The following is a 21,292-nucleotide window of genomic DNA, read 5'->3' as shown; positions in this document are numbered from 1 at the left end:
GAGGTTAACGAATAAGAGGGAGGCCTTGATGCGCATGGCGCGCGGGCATAAAAGCCCTCAGGCGTCCCGAGTTTGAAATCGGCGCGCTACTATACAGTCCTTTATCACTTTTCTGTAGTGCTTTTTTAGCCTTGGCGATTCGTGGAAAAAGTGACTAATTGAGTCGCCAAATCAGGCTGGTTCCGCAGTGAATCGCACCAGTTTTGGCTGTGTCCGCGCCACTCGATTAGCTGGGGTATAAGCTGATGCCAGTAGCTCTCTATATTCTCGCCCTGATTCCACGCCAGCCATGTCGCACGAATAGTATTCGCCAGCGGTCTGCTGCAGTGCGCCGTGTAGTGATCAAGAAACGCATTGAGTTTGGTGATGTGCACCTCTTCGTCCTGGGGGTAGATATGCCAGAGCATTGGCTTGGCCGCCCATTGCCCCCGTACGAATGAGTCCTCGCCGCGTACGAAATTGATATCGCACGCCCAAAGCAGCTTGTCGTACTCGGTCTGGGTGACAAAAGGGATGACTTGTAAGCGCAGGTTCCCCTGCAGGTAGATATCGTCAACGACTAATTCCTGCTTGATCGTCTCGTTGATGCTGGTCAGGATTTTACCGCTGGGCACCAGACAGTGAACCGGCTTGTTTGAGTTTGCCCAAGCCGCCAGCAGGCTGGCAACGGCTGGATTTTCGTAGGCAAAAAGGGATACAAGCAGCGCCTCTGGTTGCGGCTCAATGCCCATGTTGATCAGCCAATGTGCCGCGTCAAACGAATCGCGTGCGCTGATTAATGACCCTTCGCGCAACAACCCGCCGGTGCGCGCGGTAAAACCGGGGAAGAAAAAGGTTTTGCGCAGGCCAGTTGTTGGGTGGGCGGAAGGCATGCCATGAAATTCTTCGACCCAACTCTCTGCACTCAAATAATCGAGATTAATCCATACAGGCGTTTGGCCGATGCGTTTGAGTTGCGCCATCTTGTCCAAATAAAGAGTCGGAATATCGCAGGCAAAGGCTTCGATAACCACGTCTGCAACCTGCACATCCGCGTCAAATTCCGTGTTCCAGCGGCATACCTCAATGCCCGCGACCTGTTGTTGCTCCAACTGGAGGGTTTCAGGCCATATGCGTATCAGCGAATCCAGGTCATCGACCCATAACCTTACCGCTTGTTGGTGTTCCTCGGCCAACTGCCGCGCCAGTCGCCAGCAGACGCCTATATCGCCAAAGTTGTCGATGACACGGCAGAAGATATCCCAGGTTTTGATGTGTGGTGATGGCATTGGTCTGTTCAGTCGAATTAAGTGGGCAGCGAATGATACCAGCGCCGATATTTTTCGTAATGGACAGATAGAATCAAAAAGCCTATTTCCGAAAAAGCGCGCAGTATGAAAAAACAGCACTTGCCTCAAAAAATTTGCCAGCATTGCCAGCGTTCATACACCTGGCGAAAAAAATGGGAAAAAGTTTGGTTGGAGGTCAAGTACTGTTCCACCGCCTGCAGCACAGCCGCTCGTAGTAACAGGAAGCAATCCCCTCAATGAAAAAAATACGTCACTTGTGCCTGATACTCGGCGACCAACTCAATCGCGACAGCCTTGTTTTTTCCGATTTCGATCCGGCGCAGGATCTCCTGTGGATGGCAGAAACCCTCGGCGAAAGTACCTATGTTCACTCAAGCAAACAGCGGAGCACCTTGTTTCTTGCCGCCATGCGCCATTTCGCCCAAGAACTGCGCGATGAAAAATTACCGCTGGTTTACTACTCGCTTGAAGAGCATGAGCAGCCGGATTTCACCGCGGCGATTAACGCAACTCTGCGACATTATGCGGTGACTCAACTGCGCGTTGTGTTACCCGGTGATTATCGTGTACTGCAGGAAATAAAGCGTTGTTGTACCGATAACAACCTGACCCTTGATGTGCTGGCCGATAATCATTTTATCGCCAAACCGGGTGAATTTAGCGCGTGGAAAAAAGGTAAAAAGCAATTGCGTATGGAATATTGGTATCGCCAGTTGCGTAAACGCACGGGGATATTAATGAACGGCGATGTGCCCGTCGGCGGCGATTGGAATTACGATAAAGACAATCGTGGCACCTTTGGCAAAGCAGGGCCGGGGTTATTGGACAGCGCTTTGGTTTTTCCGGTCGATAAGATTACCCAGGGTGCGATCGATTCTGTCGCAGCGTTTTTCCCAGACAATCCCGGTAATTTATTGAGTTTTGGTTGGCCAGTGAATCGCCAGCAAGCGCTTGCGCTGCTGGATTTCTTTGTCGAAAAAAATTTGCCGCTGTTCGGTGAATATCAGGATGCCATGTGGACTGGCGAGCCCTGGCTCTATCATTCGCGGATATCGGCAGCACTGAATCTTAAATTGTTATCGCCAATGGAAGTTGTGCAGGTGGCAGAGCATGCGTACAGCCGCGGCCATGCGCCACTCAATGCCGTGGAGGGTTTTATTCGCCAGATTCTGGGATGGCGCGAATACGTGCGCGGCCTCTACTGGAGCCTAATGCCGGAATGGAAGGAGATGAATGCATTGGATGCCCAGCATAACTTGCCGGATTTTTATTGGCATGGCGATGTGGATATGGCCTGCCTGAGCCATAGTATTCGCCAGGTTTTGGACACAGGCTACGGTCATCATATCCAGCGGCTGATGGTGACTGGCCTGTTTGCACAGCTCTGGCAAACCCGTCCCGAACAAATCCATGCATGGTATTTGGCCATGTATGTCGATGCCGTCGAATGGGTTGAATTGCCCAACGTATTAGGGATGAGCCAATACGCTGATGGTGGCATAATGGCTTCCAAGCCCTATATCGCCACGGGTCGCTACATTGCCAAAATGAGCAATTATTGCGATCACTGCCGGTACAAGCCGGACGAGGCTGAAACAGAAAACGCCTGCCCATTTACCACCCTGTACTGGGAATTTTTGCAGAAGCACCGAGCGCGTTTTCAACAGCATCCTCGCCTGGCCTTACAAGTCAAGCATCTGGATAACCAGAGCGAAGACAAACGCGCTGCCATCGCTAGGCGCGCGCAATGGGTGAGGGCGCATTACCCTGCTAATCACTATATTTGATCGGAATTTTTTATGGCCTCTCTACAAGATCAACTGCTCAAAGCCGGTTTGATAGACACCAAAAAAGCCAAACAGGCCAATAAAGAAAAACGCAAAGAAACCAATGTTGCGCGTCGCTCCAATGAAGAAGTGGTCGATGAAGTAAAACAATCCGCTGAACAAGCCCGCTTGGAAAAAGTTGAACGCGACCGCGAATTAAATCGCCAGCGCGATTTGGAACTGCAACAAAAAGCCATAGCCGCCCAAATCAAACAGCTCATCGAAAACCATCGCCAACCCAAAGGTGCAGGCAATGGCGATGTGGAATATAACTTTACCGATGGCAAACTCATCAAAAAAATGCGTGTATCGCCCTTGGTACTTGAGCAAATTGTGCGTGGGTTATTGGCAGTAGTGAAATTGGGCGAGGGGTATGAAGTTGTACCGCGCATAGTTGCTGACAAAATTGCGCAGCGCGACGAAAAATTTGTCGTGGTCGCCAATACCAAAACCGAAAGCAAGGTTGACGAAGATGATCCCTACAAGGATTACGTTATTCCCGACGACCTTATGTGGTAACCCTTATGTGGAATCCAATCCGCGCCGTGTTGCGCAGTAAATCATTGCGCGGTATAAAAATTATTGCACTGAGTTTAATGTTGGTTCTCGTCTGCGCCGCACCGATTATGCTTTATAGCGCCTTCGGCCCTGCTGATGGCAATCCCGTATTGCTGAGCTGGTTGTTTGCCATAGGTGCAATGCTTGCCCATGTAGGATTTTTTGTGGGAATCCTGCTGGTAATTTGGGATGTGTATTTCGCAAAAAAATAACGCCGCACGAATTCTCGCCAAAAAAGAATCCTCGCAATCTAATCAGCATCTGTGTCGGGTGAAAGTCGGGTAGCTGCCGTACCCGACAAGGTGTGCTATTAGTAATAATCCGGGTTCACACAGGTTGGAGTAAATAAATGATTCTTAAAGAACTGCGTATTAGTCGCCATCTCTCCCAAGAGCAATTAGCGCAAATGTCTGGCTTGAATGTCAGAACCATTCAGCGGATTGAAAGCGGCAATAACGCCAGTGTGGAATCACTTAAATGCCTCGCCTCTGTGCTTGAAGTGGATGTAGCAACCCTGAACCAGGAGCGAATGATGATAGATAAAAATTCTGATGTGTGGCGTAACCAGCCGTTGTGGTTGAAATGGTGGTTTTTTATTAATTACCTAAGTTTTAAACCTTTGCGTAAATCCAGTGTGAGGGGTATGTTTTTTTGCCATGCTTGCGGATTCGCACTCTGTGCGTTGGCGTGGTTTGACCCTAAAGCATTACCCGGTGGTTTGGCATTTTTACTAACCGCGTATTTTTTCCACCTATTGGTATGGCAGGGCGATAAATACGGTGTTTGGTACGACAAGCCGGATGACACACCTGCTTAGTCACTTTGCCCGAAGCAGCAAGAAAACTCATAGACTTGCTGCTTTTTTAATGCTTGTTAAAACTCCCCCAAAAATCCGCCTGACTGATGCGCCCACAAGTGCGCATAAACACCGCCCAAAGCGATCAATTCGTTGTGTGTTCCCTGCTCGATAATCTGGCCTTTATCCAATACGATTAAACGATCCAGCGCAGCAATAGTGGATAAACGGTGCGCAATAGCAATCACCGTTTTGCCTTGCATCAACGTATTTAAATTGGTTTGGATGGCGGCTTCCACTTCCGAGTCTAGCGCGGAGGTCGCTTCATCCATAATTAAAATCGGTGCGTTTTTTATCAGTACGCGGGCGATGGCGATGCGCTGGCGCTGGCCGCCGGACAATTTCACACCGCGCTCACCTACATGGGCGTCATAGCCTTTGCGGCCTTCATTGTCACTGAGGCTCATAATAAAATCGTGCGCTTCTGCCTGCTTGGCGGCGCAGATCATCTCTTCTTCGGTTGCATCGGGTTTGCCATAGAGCAGGTTGTCGCGAATGGAGCGGTGGAGTAGCGATGTATCTTGCGTAACCATGCCGATTTGCGCACGCAGGCTCTCTTGTTTGATGTCCGCGATGTTTTGGCCATCAATTAAAATTGTCCCGTCATCGACATCATAAAAACGCAATAATAAATTTACCAAAGTGGATTTTCCCGCGCCGGAGCGGCCGACCAAACCAATTTTTTCACCGGCGTTAATATGCAAATCAAACTGCTGCAGTAATCCATCTTTTTTACCGTAATTAAAACGCACGGATTTAAAATCGATCTGACTTTGCTGGATAAATAAAGGGGGCGCATTGGGCTTATCTTGTACTTCACGTGGAATCGACAGTGTATTTAAACCATCGCGTGCTGTGCCCATGTTTTCAAACAGTCCCGAGACTTCCCACATAATCCACTGTGCCATTCCATTCAAGCGCAATACCAAACCGACTGCGGCTGCAATGGCGCCGGTGGTTATTGCAGCGCTTGACCAGAGCCACAGTGATACGGCGGCAATTGCAAAAATGAGCAGTGCATTAATCGCCCAGACAGCACTACCCAGTAGCGTTGCCAAGCGCATCTGCGGATGCACAGTCGTTAAAAAATATTCCATGCCTTTTTTGGCGTAATCGGCTTCGCGATTGGAGTGGGAAAACAATTTCACGGTAGAAATATTAGTGTAGGTATCTACCAAGCGGCCGGTCATATCGGAGCGCGCGTGCGCTTGCGCGGCAGATATTTTGGCGAGACGCGGCAAAAAATAATAAAGCAACGCAGAATAAGCGATAAACCACGCAACCAGCGGTATTGCCAAACGCCAATCGAGCGAAGCCGAAAGCACCAGAATGCCGGTGAAATACACAATTACATACAAGAGCACGTCGAGTAGCTTCATAATGGTTTCGCGTACTGCCAGCGCGGTTTGCATCACTTTGGTAGCGACGCGCCCGGCGAATTCATTTTGGTAAAACTGGTAGCTTTGGCCGAGTAGATAACGGTGTGCCTGCCAACGAATACGCATAGGGAAGTTTCCCAGCAGCGTCTGGTGCATTAACAGTGAATGCAGCAACACGCAAACGGGGAGAGCGATGAGCAAAATAAAGCCCATCCAGATTAACTGCGTATGGGATTCACTCCAAAAAGTGTCTGGTGTATGTTTGTTGAGTGTATCAACTAGATCCCCAAGAAAGCCAAATAACGATACCTCCATTATCGCGATCAGACCGGTAAACAGGGCCATGCCTAATAAATATACTTCTGCCCCCCGGCTGTAATGACGGCAAAACGCATACAGGGTTTTGGGTGGTTCTGTTGGGTCTCGCGGAGGGAAAGGTTTAATCAGGCTTTCAAAAAAACGAAACATAGTGCAATCGCCGGTGAGAAATAAGAGGGGCTTGCTAAATTTTAGGCCGTTATTGTAGCAGCTCAATCATGAATATTCGTGTAACCAAGTGTTAAGCCGCGGTGATAAACTGGCGGTCAGTATTAATGAAGTCGGCTGCCAACACTTGGCAGTAGTATTTTTTAGTCGGGATAAATCTATGAAAAATGGCTTGGTTGTGTTTGCTGCTGGTTGCCTCGGTGGCTTGGTGATGTGTGTAGTGATGTGGCTGTTTTCCCGCTATGGGATTACCCAATCCCTTAATGTTCAATTGGCCGGATCTGTATCGCCGCACTGGATGTATCCGCGAATTGTGTGGGGTGGCTTATGGGGCTTTTTATTTTTATTACCCATTTTTGCCAGCAGCATTTTCGCGCGCAGTTTTGTGATCGCGTTAATTCCTACATTGATTCAGCTATTTGTATTTTATCCATTTTATGAGGGCAAAGGTGTTGCGGGCTTATCGCTCGGCATATTAACGCCCTTCTTGGTATTCTTTTTCTTTTGGGTCTGGTCGTTGACGACAGCGATTACGCTGCGTTTATCTTGAGTGTGTGGACATGCTAATGGGCAGAGTATTTTTAAACTACATCACCTGGGTGTTATGTGTCTGTTGTGCATCTGCAAGTGCACAATTATTGCCTGATAATAAAAATCTGAATGCACAGTCTGTAGCGCGCTGGATGCAAAGCAACCGCGATATAGCGCCGATTGTGCAGGTTGTGGATGCAATGCATGCGACAGATGCTGCGCTTAAGGCTTTTGAGGCCTTGCCGCCTGCAGAGCAAGACCAGAAAATTAATGCGCTGCTGAAATCCAACAATCTTCTGGAAAGTGCTAACCAGATTACGCAAAAACATGGTTGGAAATCCGTGGGCGAATATATGCGCTTGAGCACCAAGCTGGGCAATGCGATAGCCGCTTATTTTTTGTTTGGCGATTTGGGTAAGGTGACCGAAGAACAGGAAAAGCAACTCAAAGAAAAAGCGGACCCTGCTGTCCTGGCTGTGCCAAAAAGCGATATCGATTTTATTAAGAACAATGAAAAGGCGTTACAGAAATATATTCAAGCCTATGGGGCAGGGCGATAGAATGTTGCCGCTCCTTCCAATTAATTATTCAATAAAAAAGTTGATGCGATAAAAAAGGCGGATGTGATAAGCATCCGCCTTTCTTTATTACACCAAGCTTTCTTACGTCATGTCGTTAGCGTGATCCGCCACTAATACTGAGATAAACCAGTGTCTGGTTGAGCAGCTGATAGGCCACCTCCCCAAAGGTAATGGGGCCGGTTAAATCGCGGGTCTTTTTACCTTCCAGCTCTGAATAAAGATAATTCAGTATGCAGTTGCACGAGAATGAAATTCCCTCACTTGCTGATGCTGAAAGCTCTTTATTAAAACTCTCAATATAATTCTCCACCGGTTTTGCGAAGCGATAGCTGATATCGGCAAATACTGGTGCGTAGAGATCCACCTTGTTATTGGATTCATTTACTTGTTGGATGCTCACGTTAATCATCACACCCGAGTAATTTGCCACTAATGGCAGGCGGGTATCGACTTTTGCGTATTTAATGTAGTCCGCCAGATTCGCTGCTTCACCGTTGATGGTGCAATCGCTTACGCTGAAGCCGGTGCTTTTGAATTTGATTTCAGGCCCATCACCCTGGCTAAACAGGTTGACGATATTGATATTCGCCAGTTGGTTTGTGGGGAGCGGAATATGCATCGCGACCGCTTGTTGGTCGAAGAGCATACCGCGTGCGGGGCCAAAACCCACTTTGGCACTGCGGCTACCAATATCATCCAGGTGTACGCCGGAAATCCAACCAATAATGGGTGAAAAATACATATTGGGATAGTCAGGTGCATTTTGCGCATAGGACAAATGTACTTCTGACATAGCCGGTAAAATGATGATGGTGAAACCGTGCTCAGGTGCTTCTTGTGCAATACGTGCGATAGAGTTGCCATCGTATAACGTAATACGTGGTGCATTATTCGGTTGCACGCCCTCAATGGTATTTACGAAAATCTTTTCGCGATCTACTTTGCCGCCCTCAGCAGTCATAAAGTAGGGGATGGTTCCTGCAATCCAATTGCCTGAAGGAAGATCAGTCAACACTGATTCATCAGCAGCGATGACCAGATATTCACCTTTGTTAATTTTTTCAATAAGCTGATCGCGGTTGATGAGCGCACTGCGAATGCTGATGTCGGCGTCTTGTGCCATGCAAGATCTCCTGAACGATCTAATGAATGTTTAGCGGCTATTGCTTAAAACCATGCGAAGCTCTTGTTGCATAAATCGCTGGTTGTGTTTGATAAAATCCCTTACGCGTCTTACGGCATTAAGCTCGACTACCGGATCCGGGTTCATGAGAATCTGTGACCGCAAATTGGAGAGTAAGAGCTTATAGGCAATATGTGAACTCGGGATGAAACTGTCATCTTTTAAGATGCGCTTCCATATTTCGCTGCGCTCGTCGGGCAGTGAGTATTGGGCTTCTTCTGGCGCATTCATTAATTGATTAATCTGCACCAATTCTTTTTTGAGGTTGCGTGCGTTTTTGCGGAAAAACTCGCGCAAGGAGTTAAGTGCAAAGACCCGCGCATTATTATCGTCGGTATTCTGGAACGCATGACGCAGGCGAACCAAAAACAGATTCAGCGGCATGTTGGTTGAGCCAAGGTCAATTTTACCGGTAACCAGCTTTAACCAAATACTATTCTTCAATGCAGGTAAAACCAATTTGGTGGTGACGCTACGACGCTCTTCAACAGATTGTTTCTTCATTGAAAGTGCCGATATTTGGCTAATTTCAGCATCCAGCGCATTGATATGCGAAATAAAAAATTTACGCAACTCGTTGACCGAGTCCGATAGCTTCACTTCAACCTTAGGATCAATCATGCTGAGCTTTAGTTTGGACAGCATGAGTTTTAATGGGAACAGCTGGGTTTTCAAATGAAATTTATCGTAAATCATACTTTCCCAGATGGGATCGGATTCGCACGGCAGACAGGTTGCTAGACGATAGGATTCCGGGGTTTTTTCAATGTCATTTAAAATTTCATCAACCAGGGACTGGTCAAGTCGCAACATATTGGCGATAGCGTCAGGTGCAATGCCGCGAATGTGCGCGAGTGCGACTTCCTGGCGTAATTGATGAGTATAGTTGCGGTTGGGGTCACCCAAAAAATTGGGTTGCAAAAGTGCTTCTCTACTAATGCCTGCTCCCGAAATACTGGGGTCGTAAAACGATGAGACTATATGACAGCTGTAATAGCCAATGCTGCTGTGAAGCCAGCGTTTGTTTAAGCCGGTATCCACTATTTTATTATTATCAGTATCGTTTCCCTTTGAAAAAAAGGAAAACCGCGATTTTTCCACATGATGGGAAAGTGTAATTTGGATTATTTTATTCTTTTCGTCGATATTCACATCATGTGCTGACCACGGCGCATTAATTCCCAAAATGGCCTCAAAATAATACTTGGGTTGTTTAACCACTTGATGCTCCTTTGGTTGTCAACTGTCAAAAATTTACCTTTTACTTCGACAAAACCTCAGATCAAAGTATCGCTTCACTGTTATTGGTTGCTACTAATGATTAGCTAACAAACATTTATGTTAGCTGTCAGGATTTTTGTTGTATTAACAGCAGCAACATAACGACAAGGCAGCCCATGCACATTGCTGCATTAATTCTTTTGTGAAATGTTTGGTTAATAATTGTTAACGGGCGGACGATTATGACGACCTCATCATTTATTTAATAGGCTTTTTCAGTCGTTTAAAAAAAATGTGTCGCCTAAAGTTTCGTGAGACAGTTTTTTGAGTCATAACCTTGATTAAAAATTAATCTGGATTTATTTGTGTTGCATATTTATCGTATTAAACGAATCTATTGAAGCGTGGTAATTGGTCAATAAATTTTTGTTTCTAGCCTATATTTTTTTCTTTACAAATTAATATTTTTATCTGAGATGTGGTTCGCGAAAATCAATATTTGGTATTTCATTGACAAAATGATTATGAAATCTTTGAGCTGTGTTCTGACCCCCGAGATGTAAATCGGTTAATGAGATAATTTTCAAGGATCAAATTATGCAGTTCATTAAAGCGTTATTGAGTGGTGATTTTTTACAGGGTAGCTTTTTAACGAACAACTTTTTACAGAATAATAAGGGTACGAGTGAATCTACATCTGGCCGTTTGCGGGTGGGAATCATCGGGACAGGAAAAATTGGTGTGGATCTACTGGTGAAAGTACGGCGTTCCCCCTGGATGGAGTGCGTCATTTTTTCTGGTAGAAATTTGCAATCGGCAGGAATGTCTTTCGCCTCGGAATTGGGTGTTCCGGTATCAGATCAAGGGATCAATGCGTTTTTTGAGCCACGTTATCGCTGTGATATTGTGTTTGATGCGACATCCGCAGCCAATCACATTGAGCATGCGCAAGTATTTGATCGCTTGGGTATTCTTGCGATAGATATGACCCCTTCACAAATAGGCGAGTGCTGTGTGCCAGCATTCGGAATGAGGGAAGTACTCGAAAATAAAAATATCAGTATGATTTCTTGCGGCGGCCAGTCATCTATTCCTGTTGCGCAAGTATTGGCCAGCGCAATTCCCGGGGTACAAAAAATCGCGGTTAGATCGATTGTCTCTCCCAACTCTATTGGCCCCGGAACTCTGGCCAACCTTGATGAGTATTATCACAACACTAAAGCGGGTTTGAAAAAATATACCGGTGTCAAAGATTTTGATGTTGAGTTGTTTGTAGATGAAGTGAATCCTGAAACGCGTATGCTGACCAGTGTGACGGCCTATTGTGATGCAGTTGATACAGATGCATTGCGCTCCCCACTATTGGCAATGTTGGAAAAGATTCAGGCGTATGTACCTGGCTACAAGTTGGAGGGAGAGCCTGTTGTGATTGAAGGAGGTATTCGGGTTGATTTAAGTGTCGAGGGGCTGGGTGATTATTTGCCTAAGTATGCGGGTAATCTAGACATTATTAACTGTGCGGCGATTGCCGTTGCTGAGCATTATGCACAAGCGGCGTTAGCATCCCGACAAACGAAGAAGTCATTGGTTCGCTATCACCGCAATCTGCAATTGGAATATTAAATTTTACGCTGTCGATCATTGCTGTCTCGATCGCACCTGAGTTTTTCTACATCTCTCCGTGAATGGACTTTTTAGTGCATGGTTGAGCGCTAGTCTGACGTTGCGAGATTTTTCCCCGGCGGGCCGGGCGACTTCCACTGCCACAGGTTGTAGATATAAAGCAAAAAAAGGGGCTTACATTGCTGTAAGCCCCTTTCGGATTTGGTGCCAGTGGTCGGACTCGAACCGACACGCTTTAAGGGCGCCGGATTTTGAATCCGGTGCAGGCTGCAATGGTGTGCAATACAGTGATATTCGGCGGCCTTTGCGAGCGATTTAATCACAGTAAATCACTGTATTTCATGAAAGTGCGCCCCCCGTGTGCCCCCTCAACTGGTCAACAACGTGGCGATAGGGTTGTGAGTAACTGCTTGGGAAAGGTGGCTAGGCGCCAATTTTGCGTACCGGATTGTCATATCCAAAGTGCTATGCCCCAGTATCTCCTTCAGCTTCAAAATGTTTCCATCGTTAATCATGAAATGACTGGCAAATGTATGCCTTAAAACATGCGTCATTTGCCCATCAGGCAGCTTTATCCCAGCTCTGGCAACTGCATCTTCAAAACCGTGCCGATGGTTCTTTTGATTAAAAAGTAGACCGCTTTTAGGCCGTCCTGTCAGAATTTCTTCTTGCAGCTCCGTGGTGATGGGTATTGACCTCGCTTTACCACTCTTTGTTTTGCTGTAGTGGATTTTATTGCCCTTCACATGAGTTGCTTTCAGACTTGCGGCTTCACCCCAGCGTGCGCCAGTGGAAAGGCAAATTTTAGCGATGATGTACATATCGGGTGTGTTTGATAGCTTCAGTTCACTCAATAAAGATTTAATTTGTGCCTTATCCAAAAAACACAAATCAGGCTCATCAATTTTCAGTTTTTGCAGCTTGTGTAACGGGTTAGGGAGGTTCCACTTACCCAACTTGATCAACGTATTAAATACCGCGCAAAAATAGGCTTGCGAGTGATTAACAGTATTCGCTGTAATCATTTTCCCAGTGTTTTGTCCGGTCGGTGTTTCAAGGCGGCTCTTGCGAAAAATAACAAAATCTTCAGCTGTAAATTTACTTGCAATGGGATTACCCATCAGCTCGCAGTCAAATAACAAAACCCCCTTGCGCCCAAGGCCGTCCTTCAAGGAATAACCGTGCAACTTGTACCATTCCTCGACTAAATCACTCATCCGCAGGGTGTTGGCGCTGGGTGTTAATGGCGAATCCCCCGCGTGTGCTTTTGCAAATTCGTTAGTTTTGAACTTGCGAGCATCATCAAGTTTATCCAGGGTCTTTTTTACTTTTTTCCCATCCCTGCCACCGGGGCGAATCTCCACATAAAACCGATCATCAGTCAGCTTCCAAATACCAGGTTCAACCTGCCTAACCTTGTCCTTTGCCGTTACTGCCATTACTCGTCAGCCTCAGGCAAACCACTAACCTCATAGTTTGCAAACAGAATTTTCATGTATTGGTTTTCACTTTTCTTTATCGCTTCTGAGTCGAGAGGCTTAGAAAAAATAATCCAATCAGTCAGTTCGGGAAAAGTGTTTGCAATGGTGATGACATCATCAACATACATCCGAGCATTTCCCCTTTCCACGTTGGTCAGTCTCAAATATTCAAGCCCAGTAAGGGTGGCAAATTTCCCCCGTGTAAGCCCCATCAATATCCGTGCTGCTTTAAGTCTTTTACCTGGTGAATCAACCATTCCAATCACCTCTACAGGGGTAAGTTAAGGGGCTTTGAACGCATGTTATGCACTATGTGCAAGTAAATATTACATGCTCACATTGCATCACAATACTTCACTATCTGTCACACATACTATTGACAAGCTATTTGTATAGGTAGATATTACCCATACAAATTACCTAATAGGGGCAAAAAATGATCAATACAAACGTGGCAATTGAATCTCCCGTTATGACTAAAGAAATGTTTGCAAAAAAGGTTGGGCTTACCGAAGAAACCATCAGAGGAATGATTTATTCAAAGGCACTTCCAACTGTTAAGCGTGGTCGGCATCGCTTAATCAACATCGCGGCACTTACAGCTGAGTGCCTTGAAAACATGACGAACCACACTGGCGAATAAAAAAGCAGCTGGAGCTACACGCATGAACTTTGACGACCACGTATTAGATGCAATCCGAAAGGACAGCCAACTGCAATACAGAAGCAACAAAGAAAATAATAAATTTATCAGCGGCCTGATGTGCCCTGATTGCAAACGCCCAACTGTTTTTATCGGAATTCAAAAGCCTTACCGCCTTTCCTGCAGCCATACCGGTAGCAGTTGTGGTTATTACGAAACCACACGCAGCCGCTACAGCGAGTTGTGGGAAAACCTCGAAGACAAATTCCCAGCATCACCAGAAGACCCGAATGCAACTGCTAAGGCTTACATGAGCATGCGGGGCTTTGACTTAATAAAAACTGAACAGTGGTTTGAACAAGGTTCCGTGTTGTTGGATGACGGAAGCCTTGGTGTAACTGTGCGATTCATGTTGTGGGATGGTTTTTGGTGGGATCGATTAATAAACGAAAGAGATTTTGTAAAACACACCAAGAAAAAAGGTAAGCCAATAAAGGCCGACTTTAAATATGGAATTACTTACACCGGAAAGCATTGGGCGCCTCCGGGAATGGAAATTAACGAAGGCGATTACATTCATATTGTTGAAGGTATTTTCCACGCTATCGCATTTTATTTGGCTGGCTACAAAGCAGTAGCAGCATTCTCCACCAGCAGTTACCCAAGTGATTTAATCAAGGCCAATCTAAACAAGCGCATCACCTGGTGCGTGTCGTATGACGCTGGCCTTGCGGGTGAAAGTGCATCCTTAAAATATTTAAAGTTAATCAACGAGCTTGGCGAAGCGGCGCGTATTTGTGCCCCTCATTCGCCCGATATGGATTGGGATGATTTATACCGCGCTGGAATGCTCGATGATAAATATCTCGCAGACTGTAAGTGGCGCGGAAGAATGTTGGCAGCTACAAGCGCAAAAGAGAAAGCGTTTGCGGCATATTGCTGGAAGGAATTTCAGTACAAAATTATTTACTTCAATAAAAATACCTATGCCTGTGAAGTTCACAAATCAAAAATTGATGAGCTGATAGGGGATGGAAAAATAAACTTCTACGACGATAAAGACACGTTTATCAACAATGTGTCAATCGATCAAATTCTTAACGGCGAACTGCAATACAACCACGCCGAAGCAGATAAATATACAAAAGAGCGCAAGTATATTTTCACTGCCTATACAAAAGAATTTCCAAAAGGAAACCATCTGGAATTTTCAGCCAATGGGCTGAGCAACCCGGAACGATTCACCCTAACTCTGTTAAACCAAATGACTTGGCTCGAATTTACGGGCAATAAAGGGGATCTCACCATGCTCAGAAAAATGTGGCGCAGTAAAAATTCTGTAACGGTAGAAACAGTTCAATTTATTGGCTATGACGAAACCAGCCGCGCTTATGTATTCCCCGAGGCAGGATATAAAGATGGCAAATGCGTAAAAGTAAACAAGCACGGCTATGTGGATTTTAAAGATTGCCAATTAAAAACATCGCTCGTCGGCGTCAACTTTATTCATAGCGAAAAATTCGACAAAAACATATTGCCCGACTTCATTAAAATTTTTGATCTTAATGGTTTGTGTGCGCTTGGCTATGTAACAGCTGCATTGTTTGTTCGTCAAATTAAGGAAGTGCACCAGCAATTCCCATTCCTTGAATTAACAGGGCAAGCGCAATCCGGTAAATCAACGCTGATTCGCTTTATCTGGAGATTGTTAGGCCGTGAAAATTACGAAGGTATCGACATATTAAAAACGTCTGAGTCATCACGCGGTCGCGCCTTGTCGCAGTTAAGCAACTTACCTGTAGTGCTGGTAGAGAGCGACAGGGAGTCAATGCCGGGTAAAGGTGGGCGCCCATCAAAGTCAGTTGATTGGGATGATTTTAAAAACATCTTTGACCTCGACGGCATATTAATGAGCCGTGGCGTTAAAACCAATGACAACCAAACCAATGACAGTATTTTTCGTGGTGCGTTAGTCATTACCCAGAATGCCAGCGTTCAAGGCAGCGAGCCAATCATGACTCGCATAACCCACCTGCATTGCACCACCGCCCATAAAAAAATTGAAAACCGTGAAATAGCAGATCGGTTAAAAACAATGCCTGTGCGTGAGCTGGCTGGTTACCTGCACTTAGCGCTAACCCATGAAAAAGAATTCTTGGCCAAGTTTTTTTCAGCGTTTGATTACCACCGGCAGATCCTCACTAAAACCACTGGCATTAAAAACCAACGTGTAATTGATTGCCACGCTCAACTGATGGCCGCTGTTGAAGCGTTGACGGTACTGTTCGACAACTTACATAAGTCAGTGTTGGACCAGGCATTAGCACACGTTGTAGGCCGCGCCAAAGAGCGTCAACGCCGACTGACCGAAGATCATCCGCTAGTTCTCCAATTCTGGGAAAACTATCACCACCTGAATGATCAGGTAATGACGCTGATCGATGAAGCCAAAAACGAAACTGAAGTCCCCAACGAGAAGCTAAATCACTCTCTCAACAAACAGCTGATCGCCATCAACCTGAATGAGTACTACGAACACTGTCGCAAGCGTGGGCAAGAAACTGCCTCAATCGCTGACCTTAAGGAAGTTCTCAAAACGAGCAGTTTTTATAAGTTCGTGGCCGACAAACACGTTTCATCACGCATCACCAAGAGCCAAAAGCGGTGCTGGGTATTTGAAAAACCCGCAAATCTTCCAAGCCTTTGATTTTACTGTTTTTTTTGTCTTTGTATAAAGGGCATTAAAAACATAGGTGGTATCCAGTGTAAACCGTTAATTACGTTAATTTGTTTTATTTGTCTTCTGTATCAATGGTTTACAAGTTTTTCAAGTGTTAATCGTCTGTTAATCACTGTTAACAAATCGATGTACTGAAATTAACACCAAATTAACGCTGCTTTTGAAAGTGGTTCTCCTGAAACCCGCGTGGTTACTGGCGATTAACGAAATTAACGAAATTAACGGTTTTAGGGTTACCCCCCCTAACAGGGTTTTAAAAAGAGGAAATCTCATGAGCAATTTGCCCCACTTTTTAACCGATCCAGTTGACCCGAGAGGGCAGTGGTTCCGCGCTGATTGCATGGCATGGGAGCTATTCACCAAAAAGCCCAAGGCCGAGCGCGAGGCGTTCATTGCCGGTCAGCCAGAACTGCAAACAGAAGATTTTCACAGCCGCCTGCGCCGCTGTGAGGCGTGGTGGTTATTGACCTACTGCACGCACTTTCAGATTGAAGAAACCATTGCGCAAATGCAGCCCGAAGAGATGCGCGAAGTGCGCCAGCACATCGAAGCAATGCGCTTGGAAATGAAAGCAGTCCGCCAACGCAAATTTAAAACCGTGAAGGGGAGTAAAGCCCATGCGTAAATCAAGTGATGTGACCGAAGCGGAATTGAAAAAAGCCTACGACGAAACCCCAGCCGTAAACCAATACGTGCCCTGGGCAGAAGTGCAGGCCAACCATGTTTTTAAAACCCTGTTAATCAACCAAATCATTGCACACGAAGAGGATCAAACCATGCAAAAAATGCCAACCAACAACGGCATATTTCTCGCCATCGATAATGGAGATACACCACCAGCATTTATTGGCTTAGATGCGGCAACTAATCGGGACGCAACCGTGATCTCGACTGCACCGGAATCAAAAAAAATTACTCGCCGCAGCACTATCACTTTGCATGAAAAGCAAATCGAAAAAATCCGCAATGCTGTAATTCTCGGTCGCAATTGTTTACGTTCTGGACACGTAAACGACTTGTTGCGCAGTGAGGCGCTATCAGATTTGGCTGAAGCACAAAAAATTCTTCAATCCTTTTATGAACCGCGTGTGTGAGGTGTTAGGGATGAAATTCACAATCGCATTATCAACACTTTTACTTTGCATGGTCACACTGGCCAGCACCGTTTTGTTCTGGTCTTCAATGCCGACTGACCAAACCGGAAAACTGCTGGCCGCTGTTACCGCCACTGCATTAGAAGCCTGCAAGTATTCATTTTTTCCAGCAGGTGTTTACTACCTCAAAAAGCGTAACGCCGGGGGCGCATTGTTGTTAATTATCGGAGTGGTGTTAGTTGCAATATCCGTTGCTGCTACCACAGGTTTTTTAGAAAACGCCTACAACCAGCAAACACAATCAGCGCAACAAAACAGCCTTGAGTATCAAACCAAAAAACAACAACTAAACAGCCTGCAACAGCAGATTGATTCGTTAAACAATTTGGTTGCAGCAGACGCACAAGGCAGCTACCGCACCCGCGCAATACAAACCGCGAAGGATGTAAAAATCCTCGAACAACAACGCGATGCGGCACTAGCAGAAATTAAAGGCTACCGCGAAACCGCACAGGGCAACGCACAATCGCTTTTCTCTGTACTGGCAATACCTTTGGGTGTATCGCCAGAAGCCATTCGCCAAAGCACATTTATAGGCCTAGCGGTAATTGTCGATATTTGCGCAATCGCTGGCCTTCTCGCCCTGGGCGGCATGGGTAAAAAATCCAAGCCGGAATCAAATCGAATTTGGGGCGAGCTAACCATAAACACAGAAACAAAAAAAGAGCCTTCACGTGTGCCCGTTGTAAATCAAAAACCAAAAGAGCCGCCGTTAGTGTGCGCAGAGTTAACGCCAAATGAAAACGAATTAGCGCAAAAAATATTAGGTGGTGAGTTCGGTCAACCACCCGCAGTGAGGCGAATAATTAACGAAGGAAATGTGCGGCACCAAACCGCCAAAAAGGTTCTGGAATATTTGGTAGAGCAAAACAAGGTTCGGCGTGAAGGCAAACAATATCAACTAGTTCAAGCAGTAATTGCATAAGGGGGTAAGGGGGATGAGTGCTTTTTCTCAATTCAGATTTAACGATTTTCTTGTGAGCGCGGTAATAGAGCAATGCGCCGAGCAACAGCGCCAAGGGCTATCCACACCACTGCTGTGTTTTACGTTCGATGACGGCAACTGCGTTGGCTTGCGATTCCCATCACCTGAACACCTTGCCGATTTTTGCAAGAAACATAATTTTCAATTAGAGGACAGACGCGATGAACCCAATACCTAATGTAAGCGCTGGTGAGAAGGCCTTTTACGAAAAAATTAAAACCGGTGAGGTGCGTGCCATACGCGGCAAAAGTGAAAAGGGGGAAGGGTGGCGGCCTGTGTGCCGCGGTCATTACCTTGGAAGTGCGTGTGTAGGTACTGAAGCGGAAGCCGTCACCAAAGGCAAAATATTTATCGGTGAATTAAAAAAACGTGTTGAAGGGGTGCAACCTTCGGTAACCAAAAAACAAGCGGCGCCAAAGCGTGAGCGTAAATCAAAGGCGGTGGCGAAGTGATTTCACAAATAGGAATTGTATTTTTTGGTGTGCTGGCCGCGTGGTTAACTCAACAAGCAAATGAAAACCGTAAAAAGTACGCTTGTATTTTTGGATTAATCAGCCAGCCATTTTGGTTCTATTCTGCGATTGAATCAAACCAGTGGGGAATAGTTTTTCTTTCAATTATTTACACAGGCGTTTGGTTGATTGGTTTTAAAAACTATTGGGTTATTCCAGTAGTGCCACTACCCAAGGAGTAATGATGCAGCTAAGCCAGCATGACAAAATTGTATTGGAAAAATTAACAGGGGTAGGGTGGATTTCGCAACACCAGTTGCAAACCTCCCGCCAAACAATGAACAAGTTAGTGCGTGCAAAATTGGTAGAGCGAAAAATAGTAAATGATCGCGTTCGCTACCTGCCGGAATCCGGCGCGCGTTACCGGCTAAGTCAGAACTAAAAGGTAATTAACAATGGCACATCACAAAGCAAAGCAAGATAGTAATGTAATCACGGTTCGCTGGAACGGTTCTACCTATGCGGCTCGTATCGATGGCGAGCGGATGAGTAGTACAGCTGCTCCAATTATTGCTGCTCGTCGGTTGGCCGCAAGTGTTCTATGTGTTCCTCCCGATCAAGTAAATCTTCACACATTGGAAGAAAATCTTAACGGAATTAGTAAATACAAAATATTCAATTAATGAGGTTCTTTCAATGAAACCGAAAATCTATTTTGCATTGGTATGCGTTTTTTTATCCGGCTGCAACACTATGCCAATCATCAATCTTGCCAACGAAACTAAATGCGTAACACAAATTGCTACAAAAGATTCAAAGGTTACGTGTGAAATTGAAGGCAAGAAAGTGTTTGCAAAAAATAGGTGAATTATGAAAGGCAAATTTAATCAAGTGCTAAATGTGGTCGGGATTGTGTTGTTGCTGAGTTTTATTTTTCTGTTGTACTACGGGCACAAAACAGCGTGTCCAAGTGTCGAGGTGTATTACAAGTGCAATAATTTTTGGGATTAAAAGAGGGCGGCCAATTGGTCGCCCTTTATTGTTTTTAATGTGGTTCAGGTGTTTGAGGCATCAGCTATTAAAGCTGTAAACTCTCAGTAGTACCTATAAAAAAGGATTCAGGTTTTTCAATTAGTGTTCCATCAAACAGATGAGAATAGTTAAGCAGTTCTGATGCTTCATCGAAAGTGTCGAAGCACCCTAAACTGATATCTGGTTTTGCTATAACTTGGAAAAAGGAGGTGATTAACAATCCCTTGGCGTCAATAAACATATAAAAATTTATTTTACGATACGGGCTTTCTAAGATTGGCACAATAATCATTATCAGATCCCTTTGATATATTTTTATATTGGGTATTAATTACATGCCCATGGAAAAAGTTTTTGTGTGATTTTTGGTGAGGCTTAAGTTAATCATGAACTCATCAAGGCTCATTGTGCTTGCGCTACCTGTTTTGGTGTCCACTGCAGCTACCATTCCAAAATTTAAAGACCGTCCTCCACCTGATCCGCTAATAGGCGGAATCTTAAAATCAATATACTCTTGCAGATAAGCTTTAAAATTACTTCCGTCTATACCACTAATGAAAATATCATCGATAGGTTTTTCAATTTGAGAAAAGTATGTTTGAGCATTCAATTTCAAAGTGCAAGGGTTTGATTCTGAGAGTTCACCATAAACAACAAAATGATGGCCGTCTCTGTTTTCTAATGACCGTTTCGCAAGTTCAAATCGATAAAACTTCTCGTGTTCCGAAATTATTGCTGAGTATTGTGACTTAAACTCGATTAAAAAAAACTTTGCATCGTGTGCTGCGATTAAGTCTCCTGCCAATTCGTGGTTACCATCAAGCGGCGAAAGATTTAATTTTCGATTTTTAACGCCATTAATAATAAAGAGATATTCTATTGTCTTTTCCCACCACTTCATGTTCTGCCTCGCTTAAATTTTTGGTAAATTGCCGAGCACAGTACCTTTTGAGGTTAGATGTGTCTGTAGGAAATCATCCATTTATTTGTGAGAAATTGACTACAAATTGTTGAGATTAATCTGCACGAAATAAATTTTCGATTGAATTGCAATACGCTGTTGCAATTTATTAGGGGTGCTGCGTCACAAAAATGCGTTGACATAATTCTGTTGTCTCCCTAATCTTGTTTAACGGTCTTGCTCTATGGGGGATCGGTTTTTGCCGTTTTGCATTGGTAATGCGACGCCTGCTTTGTCGTACCCACTGCAGTTGCAGAGCAACTACGAATATTTGTGGCGGGCAATCCGCTGAAGTCCATTCTCGTTCTTCA

At 45.2% G+C, this 21,292-nt stretch carries 26 protein-coding genes; 18 read left to right on the top strand and 8 right to left on the bottom strand.

The window, feature by feature from the left end; translation table 11 throughout:
* Positions 1–125 precede the first annotated feature (125 nt).
* The gene (earP, locus tag B4E62_RS15025) at positions 126–1,268 is read right to left on the bottom strand and encodes an elongation factor P maturation arginine rhamnosyltransferase EarP (RefSeq protein WP_331352610.1); all 1,143 of its coding nucleotides are present in this window, start codon (positions 1,266–1,268) and stop codon (positions 126–128) included.
* Positions 1,269–1,373: 105 nt separating this feature from the next.
* On the opposite strand from earP, the gene B4E62_RS15020 reads away from it, so the two are divergent.
* The 5 genes from B4E62_RS15020 (at position 1,374) to B4E62_RS15000 (ending at position 4,490) form a co-directional block, all read left to right on the top strand.
* Complete coding sequence (locus tag B4E62_RS15020; protein ID WP_331352609.1) at positions 1,374–1,529, top strand: DUF2256 domain-containing protein; 156 nt, start codon at positions 1,374–1,376, stop codon at positions 1,527–1,529.
* Positions 1,526–3,076: a cryptochrome/photolyase family protein gene (locus B4E62_RS15015; RefSeq protein ID WP_331352608.1), complete on the top strand. Its 1,551-nt coding sequence runs from the start codon at positions 1,526–1,528 to the stop codon at positions 3,074–3,076. The genes B4E62_RS15020 and B4E62_RS15015 overlap by 4 nt, the downstream gene beginning before the upstream one ends.
* Before the next feature lie 12 nt (positions 3,077–3,088).
* Positions 3,089–3,634 (top strand): DUF2058 domain-containing protein, encoded by a 546-nt coding sequence (locus tag B4E62_RS15010; protein WP_310069725.1) that lies wholly within the window; start codon positions 3,089–3,091, stop codon positions 3,632–3,634.
* Between the two features lie 5 nt (positions 3,635–3,639).
* The gene (locus B4E62_RS15005) at positions 3,640–3,885 is read left to right on the top strand and encodes a hypothetical protein (protein WP_310069729.1); all 246 of its coding nucleotides are present in this window, start codon (positions 3,640–3,642) and stop codon (positions 3,883–3,885) included.
* A 137-nt stretch (positions 3,886–4,022) separates the two neighbouring features.
* Complete coding sequence (locus B4E62_RS15000) at positions 4,023–4,490, top strand: helix-turn-helix transcriptional regulator (protein ID WP_310069732.1); 468 nt, start codon at positions 4,023–4,025, stop codon at positions 4,488–4,490.
* Between the two features lie 56 nt (positions 4,491–4,546).
* Here B4E62_RS15000 and B4E62_RS14995 read toward each other — a convergent pair whose 3' ends face one another.
* Entirely contained in the window at positions 4,547–6,376 is a 1,830-nt protein-coding gene (locus B4E62_RS14995) for an ABC transporter ATP-binding protein (RefSeq protein ID WP_331352607.1), read from the bottom strand.
* A gap of 178 nt (positions 6,377–6,554) precedes the next feature.
* On the opposite strand from B4E62_RS14995, the gene B4E62_RS14990 reads away from it, so the two are divergent.
* Positions 6,555–6,944, top strand: a complete 390-nt coding sequence (locus tag B4E62_RS14990; protein ID WP_310069738.1) for a hypothetical protein — start codon at positions 6,555–6,557, stop codon at positions 6,942–6,944.
* 16 nt (positions 6,945–6,960) lie between these two features.
* Positions 6,961–7,485, top strand: a complete 525-nt coding sequence (locus B4E62_RS14985; RefSeq protein ID WP_310069741.1) for a hypothetical protein — start codon at positions 6,961–6,963, stop codon at positions 7,483–7,485.
* A 115-nt stretch (positions 7,486–7,600) separates the two neighbouring features.
* On the opposite strand, the gene B4E62_RS14980 is transcribed toward B4E62_RS14985, so the two are convergent.
* Positions 7,601–8,629 (bottom strand): DUF6976 family protein, encoded by a 1,029-nt coding sequence (locus B4E62_RS14980; protein ID WP_310069744.1) that lies wholly within the window; start codon positions 8,627–8,629, stop codon positions 7,601–7,603.
* Positions 8,630–8,659: 30 nt separating this feature from the next.
* Entirely contained in the window at positions 8,660–9,910 is a 1,251-nt protein-coding gene (locus B4E62_RS14975) for a hypothetical protein (protein ID WP_310069747.1), read from the bottom strand.
* Between the two features lie 597 nt (positions 9,911–10,507).
* Between B4E62_RS14975 and B4E62_RS14970 the strand changes: the two genes are divergently transcribed.
* Entirely contained in the window at positions 10,508–11,533 is a 1,026-nt protein-coding gene (locus tag B4E62_RS14970) for an acetylating acetaldehyde dehydrogenase (RefSeq protein WP_310069749.1), read from the top strand.
* Positions 11,534–11,901: 368 nt separating this feature from the next.
* On the opposite strand, the gene B4E62_RS14965 is transcribed toward B4E62_RS14970, so the two are convergent.
* Positions 11,902–12,972, bottom strand: coding sequence for a phage integrase (locus tag B4E62_RS14965; protein ID WP_331352606.1), 1,071 nt, complete (start codon positions 12,970–12,972; stop codon positions 11,902–11,904).
* Entirely contained in the window at positions 12,972–13,271 is a 300-nt protein-coding gene (locus tag B4E62_RS14960; protein ID WP_331352605.1) for a hypothetical protein, read from the bottom strand. Before B4E62_RS14960 ends, B4E62_RS14965 begins: the two co-directional genes overlap by 1 nt.
* A gap of 179 nt (positions 13,272–13,450) precedes the next feature.
* On the opposite strand from B4E62_RS14960, the gene B4E62_RS14955 reads away from it, so the two are divergent.
* The 10 genes from B4E62_RS14955 to B4E62_RS14910 all read left to right on the top strand — a co-directional run bounded on the left by B4E62_RS14955 (position 13,451) and on the right by B4E62_RS14910 (position 19,671).
* Positions 13,451–13,657 (top strand): hypothetical protein, encoded by a 207-nt coding sequence (locus B4E62_RS14955; RefSeq protein ID WP_331352604.1) that lies wholly within the window; start codon positions 13,451–13,453, stop codon positions 13,655–13,657.
* A gap of 22 nt (positions 13,658–13,679) precedes the next feature.
* Positions 13,680–16,364, top strand: coding sequence for a toprim domain-containing protein (locus B4E62_RS14950; RefSeq protein WP_331352603.1), 2,685 nt, complete (start codon positions 13,680–13,682; stop codon positions 16,362–16,364).
* Between the two features lie 304 nt (positions 16,365–16,668).
* Entirely contained in the window at positions 16,669–17,022 is a 354-nt protein-coding gene (locus B4E62_RS14945) for a hypothetical protein (protein ID WP_331352602.1), read from the top strand.
* A complete protein-coding gene (locus B4E62_RS14940; RefSeq protein ID WP_331352601.1) occupies positions 17,015–17,491 on the top strand; it encodes a hypothetical protein in 477 nt (158 codons plus the stop codon). The genes B4E62_RS14945 and B4E62_RS14940 overlap by 8 nt, the downstream gene beginning before the upstream one ends.
* Positions 17,492–17,501: 10 nt before the next feature.
* Complete coding sequence (locus tag B4E62_RS14935; protein ID WP_331352600.1) at positions 17,502–18,476, top strand: hypothetical protein; 975 nt, start codon at positions 17,502–17,504, stop codon at positions 18,474–18,476.
* A gap of 13 nt (positions 18,477–18,489) precedes the next feature.
* Positions 18,490–18,714 carry a hypothetical protein gene (locus tag B4E62_RS14930; protein ID WP_331352599.1) on the top strand — a complete coding sequence of 75 codons (225 nt, stop codon included), beginning with the start codon at positions 18,490–18,492 and terminating at the stop codon, positions 18,712–18,714.
* Positions 18,698–18,988: a hypothetical protein gene (locus B4E62_RS14925; protein ID WP_331352598.1), complete on the top strand. Its 291-nt coding sequence runs from the start codon at positions 18,698–18,700 to the stop codon at positions 18,986–18,988. Before B4E62_RS14930 ends, B4E62_RS14925 begins: the two co-directional genes overlap by 17 nt.
* The gene (locus tag B4E62_RS14920; RefSeq protein ID WP_331352597.1) at positions 18,985–19,230 is read left to right on the top strand and encodes a hypothetical protein; all 246 of its coding nucleotides are present in this window, start codon (positions 18,985–18,987) and stop codon (positions 19,228–19,230) included. The genes B4E62_RS14925 and B4E62_RS14920 overlap by 4 nt, the downstream gene beginning before the upstream one ends.
* On the top strand, positions 19,230–19,430 hold the full coding sequence (locus B4E62_RS14915) for a hypothetical protein (RefSeq protein ID WP_331352596.1): 201 nt from the start codon (positions 19,230–19,232) through the stop codon (positions 19,428–19,430). Before B4E62_RS14920 ends, B4E62_RS14915 begins: the two co-directional genes overlap by 1 nt.
* Before the next feature lie 13 nt (positions 19,431–19,443).
* Entirely contained in the window at positions 19,444–19,671 is a 228-nt protein-coding gene (locus tag B4E62_RS14910) for a hypothetical protein (RefSeq protein WP_331352595.1), read from the top strand.
* Positions 19,672–20,066: 395 nt separating this feature from the next.
* On the opposite strand, the gene B4E62_RS14905 is transcribed toward B4E62_RS14910, so the two are convergent.
* Positions 20,067–20,312, bottom strand: coding sequence for a hypothetical protein (locus B4E62_RS14905; RefSeq protein WP_331352594.1), 246 nt, complete (start codon positions 20,310–20,312; stop codon positions 20,067–20,069).
* Between the two features lie 39 nt (positions 20,313–20,351).
* On the bottom strand, positions 20,352–20,921 hold the full coding sequence (locus tag B4E62_RS14900) for a hypothetical protein (protein WP_331352593.1): 570 nt from the start codon (positions 20,919–20,921) through the stop codon (positions 20,352–20,354).
* Positions 20,922–21,292 lie beyond the last annotated feature (371 nt).

Source organism: Cellvibrio sp. UBA7671 (assembly GCA_002483145.1).
In the GTDB taxonomy this organism is placed as follows: domain Bacteria; phylum Pseudomonadota; class Gammaproteobacteria; order Pseudomonadales; family Cellvibrionaceae; genus Cellvibrio; species Cellvibrio fibrivorans.
This window is presented reverse-complemented; position numbering and strand designations above follow the sequence as displayed.

Coding starts and splice junctions, on each gene's coding strand:
- earP (WP_331352610.1), bottom strand. CDS start 1,268: ATGCCATCACCACACATCAAAACCTGGGATATCTTCTGCCGTGTCATC.
- B4E62_RS15020 (WP_331352609.1), top strand. CDS start 1,374: ATGAAAAAACAGCACTTGCCTCAAAAAATTTGCCAGCATTGCCAGCGT.
- B4E62_RS15015 (WP_331352608.1), top strand. CDS start 1,526: ATGAAAAAAATACGTCACTTGTGCCTGATACTCGGCGACCAACTCAAT.
- B4E62_RS15010 (WP_310069725.1), top strand. CDS start 3,089: ATGGCCTCTCTACAAGATCAACTGCTCAAAGCCGGTTTGATAGACACC.
- B4E62_RS15005 (WP_310069729.1), top strand. CDS start 3,640: ATGTGGAATCCAATCCGCGCCGTGTTGCGCAGTAAATCATTGCGCGGT.
- B4E62_RS15000 (WP_310069732.1), top strand. CDS start 4,023: ATGATTCTTAAAGAACTGCGTATTAGTCGCCATCTCTCCCAAGAGCAA.
- B4E62_RS14995 (WP_331352607.1), bottom strand. CDS start 6,376: ATGTTTCGTTTTTTTGAAAGCCTGATTAAACCTTTCCCTCCGCGAGAC.
- B4E62_RS14990 (WP_310069738.1), top strand. CDS start 6,555: ATGAAAAATGGCTTGGTTGTGTTTGCTGCTGGTTGCCTCGGTGGCTTG.
- B4E62_RS14985 (WP_310069741.1), top strand. CDS start 6,961: ATGGGCAGAGTATTTTTAAACTACATCACCTGGGTGTTATGTGTCTGT.
- B4E62_RS14980 (WP_310069744.1), bottom strand. CDS start 8,629: ATGGCACAAGACGCCGACATCAGCATTCGCAGTGCGCTCATCAACCGC.
- B4E62_RS14970 (WP_310069749.1), top strand. CDS start 10,508: ATGCAGTTCATTAAAGCGTTATTGAGTGGTGATTTTTTACAGGGTAGC.
- B4E62_RS14965 (WP_331352606.1), bottom strand. CDS start 12,972: ATGGCAGTAACGGCAAAGGACAAGGTTAGGCAGGTTGAACCTGGTATT.
- B4E62_RS14960 (WP_331352605.1), bottom strand. CDS start 13,271: ATGGTTGATTCACCAGGTAAAAGACTTAAAGCAGCACGGATATTGATG.
- B4E62_RS14955 (WP_331352604.1), top strand. CDS start 13,451: ATGATCAATACAAACGTGGCAATTGAATCTCCCGTTATGACTAAAGAA.
- B4E62_RS14950 (WP_331352603.1), top strand. CDS start 13,680: ATGAACTTTGACGACCACGTATTAGATGCAATCCGAAAGGACAGCCAA.
- B4E62_RS14945 (WP_331352602.1), top strand. CDS start 16,669: ATGAGCAATTTGCCCCACTTTTTAACCGATCCAGTTGACCCGAGAGGG.
- B4E62_RS14940 (WP_331352601.1), top strand. CDS start 17,015: ATGCGTAAATCAAGTGATGTGACCGAAGCGGAATTGAAAAAAGCCTAC.
- B4E62_RS14935 (WP_331352600.1), top strand. CDS start 17,502: ATGAAATTCACAATCGCATTATCAACACTTTTACTTTGCATGGTCACA.
- B4E62_RS14930 (WP_331352599.1), top strand. CDS start 18,490: ATGAGTGCTTTTTCTCAATTCAGATTTAACGATTTTCTTGTGAGCGCG.
- B4E62_RS14925 (WP_331352598.1), top strand. CDS start 18,698: ATGAACCCAATACCTAATGTAAGCGCTGGTGAGAAGGCCTTTTACGAA.
- B4E62_RS14915 (WP_331352596.1), top strand. CDS start 19,230: ATGATGCAGCTAAGCCAGCATGACAAAATTGTATTGGAAAAATTAACA.
- B4E62_RS14910 (WP_331352595.1), top strand. CDS start 19,444: ATGGCACATCACAAAGCAAAGCAAGATAGTAATGTAATCACGGTTCGC.
- B4E62_RS14905 (WP_331352594.1), bottom strand. CDS start 20,312: ATGATTATTGTGCCAATCTTAGAAAGCCCGTATCGTAAAATAAATTTT.
- B4E62_RS14900 (WP_331352593.1), bottom strand. CDS start 20,921: ATGAAGTGGTGGGAAAAGACAATAGAATATCTCTTTATTATTAATGGC.